General features: G+C 70.7%; 14 protein-coding genes and 1 pseudogene. 9 read left to right on the forward strand and 6 right to left on the reverse strand.

Features of this window, described 5'->3' with window-relative positions; all coding sequences use genetic code 11:
• Positions 1-5: 5 nt before the first annotated feature.
• A complete protein-coding gene (gene pip / locus ACLVWQ_RS30905) occupies positions 6-1,004 on the forward strand; it encodes a prolyl aminopeptidase (RefSeq protein ID WP_414112531.1) in 999 nt (332 codons plus the stop codon).
• Here pip and ACLVWQ_RS30910 read toward each other — a convergent pair.
• Complete coding sequence (locus ACLVWQ_RS30910) at positions 1,001-1,408, reverse strand: (2Fe-2S) ferredoxin domain-containing protein (protein ID WP_414112532.1); 408 nt, start codon at positions 1,406-1,408, stop codon at positions 1,001-1,003. The two genes, pip and ACLVWQ_RS30910, sit on opposite strands and share 4 nt — an antisense overlap.
• Positions 1,405-2,094 carry a GntR family transcriptional regulator gene (locus tag ACLVWQ_RS30915; protein WP_414112533.1) on the reverse strand — a complete coding sequence of 230 codons (690 nt, stop codon included), beginning with the start codon at positions 2,092-2,094 and terminating at the stop codon, positions 1,405-1,407. The genes ACLVWQ_RS30910 and ACLVWQ_RS30915 overlap by 4 nt, the downstream gene beginning before the upstream one ends.
• A gap of 166 nt (positions 2,095-2,260) precedes the next feature.
• Between ACLVWQ_RS30915 and ACLVWQ_RS30920 the strand changes: the two genes are divergently transcribed.
• Positions 2,261-3,772, forward strand: coding sequence for an NCS1 family nucleobase:cation symporter-1 (locus ACLVWQ_RS30920; protein ID WP_414112534.1), 1,512 nt, complete (start codon positions 2,261-2,263; stop codon positions 3,770-3,772).
• Positions 3,773-3,774: 2 nt separating this feature from the next.
• A complete protein-coding gene (locus ACLVWQ_RS30925) occupies positions 3,775-4,491 on the forward strand; it encodes an aspartate/glutamate racemase family protein (protein ID WP_414112535.1) in 717 nt (238 codons plus the stop codon).
• 140 nt (positions 4,492-4,631) lie between these two features.
• On the opposite strand, the gene ACLVWQ_RS30930 is transcribed toward ACLVWQ_RS30925, so the two are convergent.
• Entirely contained in the window at positions 4,632-5,081 is a 450-nt protein-coding gene (locus ACLVWQ_RS30930; protein WP_414112536.1) for a MazG nucleotide pyrophosphohydrolase domain-containing protein, read from the reverse strand.
• Between the two features lie 188 nt (positions 5,082-5,269).
• On the opposite strand from ACLVWQ_RS30930, the gene ACLVWQ_RS30935 reads away from it, so the two are divergent.
• The 4 genes from ACLVWQ_RS30935 to ACLVWQ_RS30950 all read left to right on the forward strand — a co-directional run bounded on the left by ACLVWQ_RS30935 (position 5,270) and on the right by ACLVWQ_RS30950 (position 9,025).
• Positions 5,270-6,442 (forward strand): peptidoglycan recognition family protein, encoded by a 1,173-nt coding sequence (locus tag ACLVWQ_RS30935; RefSeq protein ID WP_414112537.1) that lies wholly within the window; start codon positions 5,270-5,272, stop codon positions 6,440-6,442.
• Between the two features lie 228 nt (positions 6,443-6,670).
• Positions 6,671-7,861: a helix-turn-helix domain-containing protein gene (locus ACLVWQ_RS30940; RefSeq protein ID WP_414112538.1), complete on the forward strand. Its 1,191-nt coding sequence runs from the start codon at positions 6,671-6,673 to the stop codon at positions 7,859-7,861.
• A complete protein-coding gene (locus ACLVWQ_RS30945; RefSeq protein WP_414112539.1) occupies positions 7,858-8,400 on the forward strand; it encodes a hypothetical protein in 543 nt (180 codons plus the stop codon). Before ACLVWQ_RS30940 ends, ACLVWQ_RS30945 begins: the two co-directional genes overlap by 4 nt.
• Before the next feature lie 172 nt (positions 8,401-8,572).
• The gene (locus ACLVWQ_RS30950) at positions 8,573-9,025 is read left to right on the forward strand and encodes a hypothetical protein (protein WP_414112540.1); all 453 of its coding nucleotides are present in this window, start codon (positions 8,573-8,575) and stop codon (positions 9,023-9,025) included.
• Positions 9,026-9,077: 52 nt separating this feature from the next.
• Here the strand turns inward: ACLVWQ_RS30950 and ACLVWQ_RS30955 are convergent.
• Positions 9,078-9,712: pseudogene (locus ACLVWQ_RS30955) on the reverse strand (response regulator).
• On the reverse strand, positions 9,713-10,933 hold the full coding sequence (locus ACLVWQ_RS30960; protein WP_414112541.1) for a sensor histidine kinase: 1,221 nt from the start codon (positions 10,931-10,933) through the stop codon (positions 9,713-9,715).
• Between the two features lie 217 nt (positions 10,934-11,150).
• Here ACLVWQ_RS30960 and ACLVWQ_RS30965 point away from each other — a divergent pair, with 217 nt between their 5' ends.
• Both ACLVWQ_RS30965 and ACLVWQ_RS30970 read left to right on the forward strand, forming a co-directional pair.
• Positions 11,151-12,650, forward strand: coding sequence for an alpha/beta hydrolase (locus ACLVWQ_RS30965; RefSeq protein WP_414112542.1), 1,500 nt, complete (start codon positions 11,151-11,153; stop codon positions 12,648-12,650).
• Positions 12,651-12,717: 67 nt separating this feature from the next.
• A complete protein-coding gene (locus ACLVWQ_RS30970; protein WP_414112543.1) occupies positions 12,718-13,374 on the forward strand; it encodes a hypothetical protein in 657 nt (218 codons plus the stop codon).
• A gap of 203 nt (positions 13,375-13,577) precedes the next feature.
• Here the strand turns inward: ACLVWQ_RS30970 and ACLVWQ_RS30975 are convergent, their stop codons facing one another.
• Entirely contained in the window at positions 13,578-13,925 is a 348-nt protein-coding gene (locus ACLVWQ_RS30975) for a toxin-antitoxin system, toxin component, PIN family protein (RefSeq protein WP_414112544.1), read from the reverse strand.
• Positions 13,926-13,947: the final 22 nt, after the last annotated feature.

Consider the following 13,947-nt stretch of genomic DNA (forward strand, 5'->3'; position numbering starts at 1 on the left):
TGCGAATGGGCCTGTATCCGGAGATCGAACCGTACGACCACGGCATGCTCGACGTCGGTGACGGCAACCGCGTGTACTGGGAGGTGTGCGGGAACCCGCGGGGCAAGCCCGCGGTCGTGCTGCACGGCGGGCCGGGCTCCGGCTGCACCCCGGGCTTCCGGCGCTACTTCGACCCGGCCGCGTACCGCATCGTCCTGTTCGACCAGAGGGGCTGCGGGCGGTCGACACCGCACGCGAGCGCGTACGAGACCGACATGAGCCGCAACACGACGGCCCGGCAGATCGGTGATCTGGAGCTGCTGCGGGCGGAGTTGGGGATCGAGCGGTGGCTCGTGTGGGGAGTCTCCTGGGGCTCGGTGCTCGGGCTGCGGTACGCGCAGACACATCCGGAGGCCGTGTCGGAGCTGGTCCTCACGTGCGTCGCCACCGGGTCCACCGCCGAAGTGGCCCTCCTGACCAGGGGACTTGGGCAGATCTTCCCCGAGGCGTTCGAGCGGTTCCTCGCCGAGCTGCCTGAGGACGACCGGGACGGGAACCTGGCGGCCGCGTACAACCGGCTCATCGAGTCCCCCGACCCGCGGGTGCGGGCCAGGGCGGCGCGGGCCTGGACCGACTGGGAGACGGCGATCGTCCCGGCGCCGCCGCGGTCGGTGGAGCGTTACGAGGACCCGGAGTTCCGCCTGGCCTTCGCCCGCACGGTCACCCACTACTTCGGCAACGACCACTTCCTCGGCGAGGAACAGGCCGTCGTCCTGCGTGACGCCCCGCTGCTCAAGGACATCCCCGGCACCCTCGTCCAGGGCAGCCTCGACTTCGGGAACCTCCTGGGTACGGTGTGGCGGCTCCACCACGCGTGGCCCGGCAGCGAGCTGGTCGTCGTGGACGACGTGGGGCACGACGCGCGAGCGACCGGCGTCGTGGACGAGCTGATCGCGGCCACCGACCGATACGCGGCCGGCCGGGCGCCGCGGAACACGCCCCAGCGGCTGGAAGCCGACGGCTAGCGGCGCGCCCGGTCCCGTTCGCCCGCCGACTGCACGAACTGCAGTTCAAGCGTTGCCGGGGGAGCGGCGACGCCGGGTCCGCCGGCCTCGGCCCAGCGCAGTATCTCGTCGGTGCAGTCGTCGCCCATCGACCAGCCGATCCAGACGGCCCGGCCGCCCCGTCTGCGGCCTTCGCCCGACGGCTGTACCACGATGATGTTGGCCTGGTCGCAGGGGCCGAGACAGTCCGCCGTACGGATCGCGAGGCGACCGCCGGAGGCGGCGGCTGCGGCGCGCAGCCGCCCCAGTTGCCCGTCGTGGTCGTAGCCGGGGTACTTGCGCGCGTCGCCGCAGCAGCAGCCGCGGCAGACGACGAGCGTGCAGGGCCGGTTCCGCGCGGCGCCGACAGCCGTACGTACAGTCACGCTTCTCCTTCGCCGTCGGTACCGATGACGGCACCGGTCTCGGTGTCGCCGAAGAGGTGGCGCACCGTCGAGCGGTAGTTGGCCTGGACGTGGGCCAGGGAGTGGGCGCGGGCCCGCTCACGGTCGCCGGTGGCGATGGCGGCGTACAGCTCCCGGTGTTCGGTGAGGAGCTGGGGCCACTCCTCGTTCTGGCGGGTGAGTCGGCGCAGTCGGCCGTCGAGCGGTTCCATCGCGGAGATCAGCAGGCTGTTCCCGGACATCGCCAGGATCCGGTCGTGGAAGCGGGTGTTGATGTCGGTGATCGCTTCCGCGTCGTCGGCGTCGGTCGCCTCCGCCGCGCGGTCGAGGAGTTCTTCGAGTTCGGCCAGGTCGGCCCGGGTGGCGCGCTGGGCGGCGAGCCCGGTGGCGTACACCTCCAGAGCCTCTCGGAGTTCGAAGAGCTCCGCCACGTCGGTGGGGGTCAGCCGGCGTACGACGGTGCGGCGCGGGGTCTCGAAGAGGACGAAGCCCTCGGTGACCAGGGCCCGGATCGCCTCGCGGACCGGCACCCGGGAGACCCCGAACCGTTCGGCCAGCTCGCGCTCGACCAGCCGGTCGCCGGGCAGCAGCCGCCCGGCGATGATCTCCTGCCGCAGCGATCTGAGCACTCGCTCGCGCACCGCCCCCAGCGGTTCCACCGTCGTCATGCGTCCATCCTCGCCGACCCCGGGACTGTTTTACCGAGCCGTAACCGCATGGACATGGCGAGATGTCGTCGAGGGCGGGACCATGACTCCAGTTTGGTATACCAAACAAGCCGCAGCTGTCCTCTCGCCTCACCTCCCCGTCCCCCGCTCAGCTCATGGAGGCCCTGTGTCCCTCGCCGATCCGGCCGCAGCCACCAGTGCGCCGGCGTTCGTCCCCGACCCCCGGCTCACCAACGAAGACCTCGCGCCCGCGGGCAAGCGCAACTGGAAGGTCTTCGACCTCTTCGCCATGTGGATGTCCGACGTCCACAACCTCGGCAACTACACGTTCGCCGCCGGGCTGCTGGTGCTCGGCATGAACGTCTGGCAGATCTTCACGTCCCTGCTCGTCGGCTTCGTGCTCATCTACATCGGCATGAACTGGATGGGGAAGATCGGACAGAGCCACGGTGTGCCCTTCCCGGTCATCAGCCGCATCAGCTTCGGGGTCTGGGGCGCGAACATACCGGCCCTGATCAGGGCCGTCATCGCCATCATGTGGTACGGCATCCAGACGTACCTGGCCTCCGTCGCCGTCAACATCATGCTGCTCGCGGCCTGGCCGGGGCTGGAGTCCTGGACGCACAGCTCGTTCCTCGGTCTGCACGCGCTCGGCTGGCTGTCCTTCGTCTCGCTCTGGCTCGTCCAAGCCCTGATCATCAGTCAGGGTATGGAGTCGGTCCGGAAGTTCCAGGACTTCTGCGGCCCGGCGATCTGGCTCGTGATGATCGCCCTCGCCGTCTGGATCCTCGCGAAGGCCGGCTGGACCATCTCGCTCACCTCGACCCCGAACCCGGTCTCCGTGGGTGAGCAGTGGCGGCAGTGGTTCGGCGCGATCGGGCTGATCCTCGCCACGTACGGCACGCTGATGCTCAACTTCTGCGACTTCTCGCGCTTCGCGCCCAGCTACCGGACCGTCAAGCGCGGCAACTTCTGGGGCCTGCCGATCAACTCGACCGCCTTCGTGATCGTGTCGGTCATCGTCACGGCCGGCTCGATCGAGGTGTTCGGCAAGGCCATCACCGACCCCGCCCACCTCGTCGCGGAGATCGGCAACAAGTGGGTGCTGATCCTGGGCGCGTTGACCTTCGCCATCGCCACCATGGGCGTCAACATCGTCGCCAACTTCGTCTCGCCCGCGTACGACCTGGCCAACGTCTGGCCGCAGAAAATCACCTTCAAGATCGGCGGCATGATCAGTACCGTCGCCGCGCTGGTCGTCACGCCGTGGAACCTCTTCTCCAACCCCACGGTCGTCAACTACTTCCTCGGCGGCCTCGGCGCCTTCCTGGGCCCGCTGTTCGGCGTGATCATGCTCGACTACTTCTGGGTCAAGCGCGGCCGCATCGATGTGAACGAGCTCTTCGACGCCGCACCCGGATCGCGGTACTACTACCGCAAGGGCGTCAACCCCAAGGCCCTGTGGGCGTTCCTGCCCGCGGCGGCGGTCTCGGCGGTGCTCGCGCTGGTGAAGACCTTCAGCGACGTGGCCCCGTACTCCTGGTTCATCGGGACGGCGCTGGCCGCCGGTCTGTACATGCTGCTGTGCCGCTCGGAACGCGCCGCGACCCCGGCCCCGGCCCCGGTCCTGATCTCGGACCCGGACCCGGCCCCGTCCCCTGCTCCTCAGGAGGGCTGAGCGTGCGGATCGTCGTCACCAACTGCAATACGACGCAGGGGATGACCGAGGAGATCGTGCGAGGTGCCCGGGCAGCGGCAGGCCCGGGCACCACCGTGCTCGGACTCACCCCCGGGTGGGGGCCCGAGTCCGCGGAGGGCTGGCTCGACAGCTACCTGTCGGCCGCCGCCGTCCTCGACACCCTGCGCACGTACGAGGGTCCGTACGACGCCGTCGTCATGGCCGGTTTCGGGGAGCACGGGCGCGAGGGCGTACGGGAACTCGTGGACGTACCCGTCGTCGACATCACCGAGGCGGCCGCGCATCTCGCCTGCCTGCTCGGGCGGCGGTACGGAGTCGTCACCACGTTGCAGCGGTCGGCCGGGCAGATCGAGGACAGCCTGTACACGGCGGGTGTCGCCCAGCACTGCGTGGCCGTCGTGGGCACGGGGCTCGGCGTCCTCGACCTCGGCGACCCGGAGCGTACGGAGGCGGCCTTCGTCGCCGCGGCCGAACGGGCCAGGGAGGCCGGCGCCGAGGTCCTGGTACTGGGCTGCGCCGGGATGACCGGTCTGCAACGGGCCGTGGGGGAGAAGCTGGGGCTGCCGGTCGTCGACGGGGTGGGCGCGGCGGTGAAACTCGCCGAGTCGCTGGTGTCGCTGGGCCTCACGACGAGCCGCGCGGGCGGCTACGCGAAGCCACTGCCGAAGCGACGGACGTGGGCGCGGCCGGCGGAGTGATTCCGGGTGCGACGGGTGCGACGGGCACTTCGGGTACTTCGGGTACTTCGGGTGTGGCTCGTGCGGACGGCGGCAGCAGGTACCGGCGGATTTCGAGATTCGAGATTCGGGACTTGGGAATCGGGACTTGGGAATCGGTGTCAGGCGTTCGGTCGGGGCTCCCAGCCCTGGCCGCGCAGCACGGCCGACACGTCCGGCGCCCGGTAGTGCTCCCCCTTGAGGACCTTGCCGTCCGCGCGGCGGCTCACCCGTCCGTCGGGTCCGATCTTCGTCATGTTGGCGCGATGGATCTCGGCGATCACCGCGTCCAGGTCGATGCCGTGCACGAGCGCGGTGCCGTAGGCGACGTACACGACGTCCGCCAGTTCGTGCGCCAGCTCGTCGAGCGGCCCGGACACGGACACCTCCGCCACCTCCGCGGCCTCCTCGGCCAGCAACTCCCCGCGGTGCGCGGCAAGTCGCGGTGCGACCTCGGTGGGTGTCGTACGGGCGTCGAGTCCGAACGCCAGATGAAACTCACGGACCAGTCGCGCCGGAGACGAGGAGAGTGTGGGGGAAGTGTGGGAGTGCGGGGCGGGGGAAGAGTGCATCCCGGGATTTTAACGATGGCCGCGGACGGCGCCGGTGAGCCGACGCCCTAGGATCCTTTGGGTCTTCAAGTACGGCTGGAGCGTGGGCCTTTGTGCGGCCGGCTGTACGGCTGTGTGGCCGTGCGGCCCGTACCTCTCATGTGCCCGCGCGTCCGTCCGGAACGACCCGAAGCGTTAAGGAACCCCCCATGACTGTGCCCCCCACCGACCCCACCCCGGCCTCCGAGCCCGCCACTCACTCTCCCGCCTCTCATCGTGTCGGGTCGCGCGTCACGCGGCGCGGGCTGATCGGTGCGGCGGGCGCGGTCGCGGCGGGCGCCGTGCTCACCCCCGTCGTGATGGCCAACACCGGCTCGCAAGAGGCCGGCGCGGACACCGCGGACTCGGAGCCAGGTACGACCTCCGAGACGTTTCCCAGGACCCGCGCCAAGGCGGCCGCGGGAGAGGCGCCCGTCGAGGCGGCCTTCCCCATCGGCTACGTGGGTGTGCGCTGGACCGGCACGCCCAAGGCCGCCGGCGGCAGTATCCGGCTGACCGACGCGGACGGCGTCAAGGGCGCCTGGAAGTCCCTGAGCGGCGACGGCTGTTCGGAGAGCAACGGCGGCGCGCTGCTCGTCCACGCGGACAAGGCCGCGGGTTACGAGCTGAAGGCCCCGGACGGTGCCACGGATCTGCGGTCGCGGGCCATCGACACCACCCAGGGCCCCGCGCGCAAGGTCGCCGTGCCGCAGGACACCACGCGGGTGCGTGGCGTCGCGTATCTGTCGCGCGCGGCCTGGGGCGCCGACGAGAGCCTCCGCTTCAAGGAGGACGGTACGGAGAACACCCCGCAGGCGTACTACCCGTTCCAGACCCTGACCGTGCACCACACCGCCACGGTCAACGGTGACGCGGACCCGGCCGCCACGGTGCGTGCGATCTACGAGCTGCACGCGATCACCAACGACTGGGGCGACATCGGCTACCACTTCCTCATCGACGAGGAGGGCCGTGTCTACGAGGGCCGCTTCTCGGGCGACGACGGCGCCCCGGCCCACGACGCGGACGGCGGGCTCGTGACCGCCTTCCACGTGGGCGGCTTCAACTCGGGCAACCTCGGGATCGCGCTCCTCGGCAACCTGATGGAACAGGGCCCGACCGACGCGGCCCGCGCCTCCCTCACCCGCCTGGTCCGTGCCCTGACCCGCCTGCACGGGGTCGACCCGGAGGCCAAGGTCACGTACACCAACCCGATCACCGCGGAGACGAAGGAGGTCGACGAGATCAGCGGCCACCGCGACTGGCTGTCGACCGAGTGCCCGGGTGAAGTGATGTACGGAGAACTGGTGACCCTGCGTAAGGCAGTGGCGAGCGGAAGCTGAGGAGCCAGGGGGCGCGCCCGGCGGCCCCAGCCGCAGGCCGCCGCGGTGCGCCCACCGCCCACCCGGGCCGGCCCCGTCCCGGGCTTGGGCGGACCCGTCCCGGACTTGGGCGGACCGCCCAGGGCTCGGGTGACCGCGATGCGATGCGCGCCGCGCATCAGCCGTCGCGCAGCCGGATGCTCTGGCCAGTACGTTGCGATATTCGCAAGGCGCGGTTACGGTGGGTGTATGCCTGAATCTGTGATCGCTCGTGTGCGCAGCGTGATAGAGGCGGCCTCGATGAGCCAGGCTGCGTTCGCCGAGAAGGTGGGGCTCACGCCCGACAAGCTGTCCAAGTCCCTGGCGGGCGTGCGCCGCTTCACGTCGCTCGATCTGGCGTTGATCGCCGAGGCGGGCGGCAGGACCGTGGACTGGCTGCTCACGGGGCGCGAGCCGCTGCGTCCGGCGTTCGCGGCCCGCACCACGGCCGCGGTGGTTCCCGGGCGGGGCCGCGTCAGCGATGCAGCGGACCGTTTCACGGCGGCGTACGAAGTGCTGGAGCTGCTGGGAAGGCCGCCGAAGCTGCCGCCCATGCCCTCGGTCAGCCCCGGCCTCAAGCGTTTCGTCGATCAGGGGAAGCGGCTCGCGCAGGACGCGGTCGGTGTGCTCACGGCCGGGGACGGCCCCCGGACCGTGGCGGGCCTGGAGACCGACGTGCTGATCACGGCCTGTACGCAGGTGTTCGGCGTGGACATCGCGATCACGAGCCTGCCCGAGACCGTGGACGGGCTCACCTGGCAGACGGACGGGTTCCGCCTCATCCTCATCGGGCCCACGGAGACCTGGACCCGCCAGAGGTTCACCCTGGCGCACGAGCTGGGCCACATCCTGGCCCGCGACGCCCAGGAACTGGTCGTCGAGTCACATGTGGCACCGGGCCGGCAGAAGGACCTCACCGAGGTACGGGCCAATGTCTTCGCGTCCAACCTGCTGATGCCCGAGCCCGAGGTCCGCGACCAGTTCCGCCAGGTGGCGGACCGGCACGGCAGGCTCACCGTCGAGGCGTTCTCCGAGCTGGTCGTCGCGTTCAAGGTCTCGCCCAGCGCCCTGAGCGCACGGCTGAGTCAACTCCGCCTGGTCGACGCCAAGTCGGCGCCCCACCACAGGGGACTGACCACCGAGGTCTGCCATCTGCTGGCCGGCGCGACCGACGCCTTCCAGCGGCAGCTCGCCTGGGCCGCGGCCGAGCGGTTCCCCGTACGCCTCGTGGCCGCCCTCTACACGTGCTACGCCGACGGGGAGACCACGCTCAGGCCCCTCGCATCCCTGCTGGGAGTGGACGTGGACCATCTGCACGACCTCCTCGACCCGGCCGAGCCCGACACTCCGGAGCCATCCGTCAGTGACGTGGAAGAAGGGGACCTGATCTTCCAGCCATGAGAATCTGCTGGTTCCCGGACAACACCGTCCTGTGCAACTTCGCGGCCGTCGACCGCGTACCGCTGCTGGAGAAAGTGCTCGACGGACGCGGTCGCTGGACCGAGGCCGTCAAGCACGAGGCCGAGCAGTCGGCCCGGTACCTGCCTCGATTACGGGACGTCATGTCCCTCGGCATGCTCGGGGAGCCCATCGCCATCACGGACGTCGAAGAGATCGCCGCGGTCGACCGGCTGCGGCGAGCGGTCTTCGGCGGAGTCGCGACGATGCCGACCAAGCACCTGGGCGAGGCCGAGACCTGTGTACTGATCATGGGGCGCCCGGAGTTCCGTGACTCCGTGTGGATCACCGACGACCGGTCGGCCGGCTCGTACGCGCGCCGGCAGGGCATCACCACCAAGGAGACCTTCGACCTGATGAACGCGGCCGTCGTCGACGGGCTGCTCGTCGCCGCCGACGGCCATGACCTGCTGGGCCGCATGGTGGCGGCGGGCCGTCACCTGCACCGCGTGTCCGGCCACCCTGACGACCTGCTGCGATAGACGCGGCGTACGAGGCAGGGCGTACGAGACGGGGGTGTACGAGGCAGGGGCGTATGAGGTAGGGCTCCTGGACGGGGCGTACGGGGAGGGCGAGTGTGCGCGGAGCGACCCGGAGGCGCGGGCACGTCGGCGCGTAACCTTGACTGTTCCGAACCGTGACGAAGGGGGCCCGATGGACGCGGAGTTGGCGGCGCTGGCGGCGGCGGGGGCCACGGCACTGGTGCAGCAGATGGTGACGGACGGGTGGGGGAACGTACGGGACCGGGTCGCCGGCTTCTTCTCGCGGGAGGGCGACGAGGATGCCGTCGACGCCGTCCAGGGCGAGTTGGAGGCATCGCGCGCCGACCTCGTCGCCGCGCGCGACGCCGAGGACGAGGACGCCGAGGACGACGTACGGGCGTCCTGGCGCGTCCGGCTCCGGCGCACCCTGCGCGACGACCCCGCGGCGGCTGCTGAACTCCGCGCGCTGCTGGACGAGTTGACGCCGCCGTCCGACCGTCCCGTTGCGGGCCCCGGGCCGACCAGTGTCCACAACACCGTCAGCGGCGGAGTGAACCACGGTGTGATCCAGGTGGGCACGGTCCACGGCTCGGCGACGACCGGGGAGACCCGGCGACGCGGATAGGCCGTCGATCCCGGGGCCAGTCCCGGGGCCAGTCCCGGGGTCGGCCCGGGGGTCAGTCCTCCGCGTCGCGGACCAGGAGTGCGATCTGGACCCGGTTCTCGGCCGCCAGTTTGGCGAACAGGCTGCCCGTGTGCGCTTTGACGGTCGCGACGCTGATGTGCAGCGGGCGGTCTCGAGTTCTCGGTCGGTCAGTCTGGCCAGCTGTGCGCGTGCGGCTTCGCGGGACGAGGTACGGGCGTGCGGGGACGCCGGGCCGGTGGCCGCGGCGATCACCCGTGCCGTCGCCGTAGGGGACAGCACGGGGCTGCCGTCCGCGACGGTCCGCACCGCGTCGAGGATCCGCGCCGGCGGGGTGTCCTTCAGGACGAACCCGAGCGCTCCGGCGCGCAGGGCGCCGAGCACCAGATCGTCCGAGTCGAAGGTGGTCAGCATGAGCACCCGGGGCGGCGCCGGCCGGGCCAGGAGTTCCCGGGTCGCGCTGAGACCGTCGCGGCCGGGCATCCGCACGTCCATCAGGACGACGTCCGGCCGGTGCTCGTCCACCACCGTGATCGCGGCGTTCCCGTCGGCCGCCTCCGCGACGACGGTCAGGTCCGGTTCGCCGTCGATGACGAGCCGCAGCGCCATCCGCACCAGTTGGTCGTCGTCGACCACGACGACCCGCACCGGGGTCCGCTCGCTGTCCACTCATGCTCTCTTTCCGTGGGTGGGGCTCGGCCAGGGCAGTCGCGCGGTGACGACGTATCCGTCGTCGGGTGTGGGGTGATGGTGGAGTGTGCCGCCTGCGAGGTCGACGCGTTCGGTGAGGCCGAGCAGACCGAACCCCGACGCGGGCGGTTGCGTGGTTCGTGCGGTTCGTGAGGTGTACGCGGAGTGGACGGGTGAGTGACTGGCGGGTGGGGAGTTGCGGACGCTGACGCCGAGTCCGCCGCCCGCCGTTCCTTCGAGGGTGATGCGGATGTGGGCGCCCGGGGCGTGTTTGGCGGCGTTGGTCAGTCCTTCCTGGACGACCCGGTAGCAGGTGCGTCCGACGACGTCGGACGGCGTTCCGGTCACGGTGGTGGCGAGGGTGACGTCCAGTCCGGACGTGCGCGAGTCGGCCACCAGGTCGGGGATGCGTTCGAAGGAGGGCTGGGGTGGTTCCGGGTGGCCCGGGTCGGCCCTGAGCACACCGAGGACGTCCCGTAGTTCTTCGAGGGCCTGGTGGGAGCCCTCGGCGATACCGCGGACCAGTACGCGGTTCTCCTCGTCACTGAGGTCGCCGCGGTGGTCCAGTACGCCGGCCTGCATGGCGACCAGGGAGATCCGGTGCGCGAGCACGTCGTGCATCTCGCGGGCGATCCGGTTGCGTTCCAGGGCTCGGGCCTGCGCCGCTCGGGCGGCCTGTTCGCGCTCGGCGCTCTCCGCCCGGTCGCGCAGCGACCGCACCTCGACCCGCCGCGCGCCGACGGCCAGGCCGGCGGCCACCGCGATCCCCGCGGTCAGCGCCGGCAACGTGAGCTGCAGCCACAAAGAACCGGGCGGGATCTCGACCGGATAGACCGCGACAGCGAACTGTGACGCGGCCACGTAGGCCAGTGCGACGACCCCGATCTCCACCGGACGACGACGGGCGGAGACGGAGCCCAGCGCCACCAGCGCGGCGCCGGTCGCGAGCGCCGACGCGGTCGAGACGATCACGACGGTCATGGCGACGGCGAGCGGGAACCTCCGCCGCCACAGCAGTGCCGTCAGGCAGCCGAGCGCCACCAGCGGGTCACCGACGAGGAACCAGGCACCCGTGTCGGTCGCCTGCCACTTCAGCACCACACCGGTGGAGAGCCAGGTCGGTACGCCCAGCGCCGCGGCGACCGCCAGGCGCGAGGTCTGTTGCCACCACCCGAGCCGTGGCGCGACGTCCATGTTCACCTGGCCATTGTCGCGGAACCCCTTGGCCGCTGAGTCAGACCGAGGGCTGATCCGCCCTGTACCTGAGTCGAACAACCGCCTCGCCCGCGGTCGGGGGCGCTCCGGGCCGCCGGGCCGATGTGCGGGCCGGGCCGCGCGAACAGACTCGTTCCCGTGCCGAGCGGCTCCCGCATGCCATTGCCCTTGGCGCCCTTGTGCCCCTTCAGGAGGACATCAGATGCGTAGAACCCTGTCCCTGTCCCTGGCCCTCGCCGCCACCGCCGTGGCAGCGGCGACCACGATGCCGGGAGCGTCGGCGGCGTCGGCGGCGACCGCGGCGACCGCGGTGTCGTCGGCGACGCCGCCGGACACCGTGCGGTGGGGCCCGTGCCCCGAGGGCATCACCGCGCCCCGTCTCCAGTGCTCGACGCTCGAAGTCCCGCTGGACTACCGGCATCCGGACGGCCGGCAGATAGAGATCGCGATCTCCCGGCTGACGAGCGAGAACCCCTCGAAGCGTCGCGGGCTGCTGCTGACCAACCCGGGCGGTCCCGGCGGTCCGGGCCTCGACTACCCGGCCGTGCTGGCCGGGGCGAAGCTGCCGAAGGAGGTGCTGGACTCCTACGACCTGGTCGGCTTCGACCCGCGCGGCGTGGGCCGCAGCACGCCGGTGACCTGCGATCTGACGGAGGAACAGCAGTACCGCGGCAACTTCCCGCCGTACGCGCACACCGCGGCCGACGTCACACGGGAGGCGCCGAGGGCGCGCGCCGTCGCCGAGCAGTGCGCCACCTCGTCGACGGCGTGGATGCTGCCGCACACCACCACCGCGAACACCGCGCGGGACATGGACCGGATCCGGGCGGCGCTGGGCGAGCCGAAGCTCTCGTACCTCGGCCACTCGTACGGCACCAACCTCGGCGCGGTGTACACGACGATGTTCCCCGGGCGCAGCGACCGGATCGTGCTCGACAGCAACCTCGGACCGCGCGGGTACGACATCACGGCCATGCGGCTGTTCGCCCGTGGGCTGGAGGACCGCTTCCCGGACTTCGCCGCGTTCGCCGCCGCGCATCCCGAGTACGGTCTTGGCACCACACCGGAGCAGGTGACGGCCAAGTACTTCGATCTCGCGAAGAGGCTGGACGAGAAGCCGGTCCAGGGCATCGACGGGACGATGTTCCGCGGGTACACGTTCGACCGTCTCTACGCCGACGTGCTCATGCCCGAGCTGGCCGAGTTCTGGCAGGCGCTCGACACGGACGGGACGGTGCCGTCCGTTCCGCTGCCGCCGGGCATCGAGAACCTCATGGCCGCCCGTTTCTACGTGGTGTGCGGTGACACGCGCTGGCCGGGGACGGTCCGGGAGTACCAGCGTGACGTCGCGGTCGACCGGGTGAAGCACCCGATGCTGGGCGGCACCACGGCCAACATCGGACCGTGCGCGTTCTGGCCGAAGGAGCGGTTCGAGCCGCCGGTGCGCATCGGTGACCGGGGCCCGTCGAACGTGCTCATGGTGCAGAACGAGCGGGACCCGGGGACGCCGCTGGCGGGCGCGAAGAAGCTGCGGCAGGCGTTCGGGAAGCGGGCCACGATGGTGACGGCCGACCAGGGCGGACACGGTGTCTATCCGTTCGGCCCCAACACGTGCGCGAACGACACGGTGACGGCGTTCCTGACGACGGGGCAGCGCCCGACGCACGACCTGGCCTGCGCGGCGCAGCAGCCCGGCAAGTAGCGGTAGCGGAGAGACCGGAAGCGAAGAGACCGGAGGCGGAGAGCGCGCCGGGAGCGGAAGGAGAGCCATGTTCACGGAGTGGCGGCGTCGTCGGGCCGTACAGCGGGTGAAGCCGGGCGACGGGCGGGAGCTGAAGCGTTTCCGCTGGTGGCAGCTGCTTTTCCGGGCGCTGTTCTATCTCCGGCTGACGCATGACGACGGTCGCCAGGAGGTCTACGCCGTGGACGTGAAGCGTGGACAGAACGAGTTGTCCGGCGAGGCCAGGGTGGCCCACCTGTACCTCGACGGCAGGCACCACGCCCAGTCCAAGCTCCCTGCCGCCTTCCCCGTCCCGGGCGGCACCGTCGAAGTGAGGATGAGCGCCTTCGGCCTCAAGCGCTGCCACTACGTCACCGCCGAGGGGACCGGACACCCACTTGTCCCGGACCGGTACTCGGCCGAAGGGCGCCGCGCGCACCTCGACCGCGCGCACCCCGTACTGAGCCGCTGGATCGGTTTCCTCTCGGCGGTCGTGCTCACCATCGCGCTGGCCCTGCTCATCTCACAACTCGCCGGCCAGCTCACCCAGGTGGAACCGATCGCCCGGCACGTCGGTACGTTCACCTCGCCTGTCCATCTGTCGGCCTGGCTCAACACCGCCGTCGGGGTGGGCGCCGCGGTGGCGAGCACGGAACGGGCACTGCGGCTGCGGTACAGCTGGCTGCTTGACGGTGCGGCGGGCTGAACTGGCTACAGCCTGGTCGGGTGGATGACGGATCGCGTCTGTCCGGACTCGATGGCGAGTTATCGGTCCAACCTTCACTCATGTTCAACATACTCAAGCTGGCCATAGTCAACGTGAACTGAGCGACGGGATCGCTTCCCCGTGCGAAAGGCCAAGCGCCGGAGCACGACGAGGTGTTGCCGGGACGGGACCACTGCTCCGAGTCACGGCCAAGTGCGGTCGATTCGGTCTGCCCGAACGGCATAGGTGGCGGGGCCACCACGGGTCACGGCCCGGTGGATGGCCTCCTGGCAGCCATGCAGACGCTCGACCATCTCCATGCTGCGCAGCTGCTGGTTGTCCAGATAGAACAGCACAGCCGAGGACGCGCGGACCGGCTCGATCTCACGGTCCCTGGTCTTGATCCGGCCGTCCTTGGAGAGCGGAACCCATCCCTTGCCCAGGCCGTACCTGATCCAGTCCTCGTCGGGCACGTCCTGGGCGTCGCCCGGAAAGACCTCCGCGATGCGGTGCACGACCCATCCTCGTCGCCTGAGCTCCTCGGCCACCATCCTGCCGAGATTCCGGTCGAGG

The organism is Streptomyces sp. CWNU-52B (genome assembly GCF_047444975.1).
Lineage (GTDB): Bacteria > Actinomycetota > Actinomycetes > Streptomycetales > Streptomycetaceae > Streptomyces.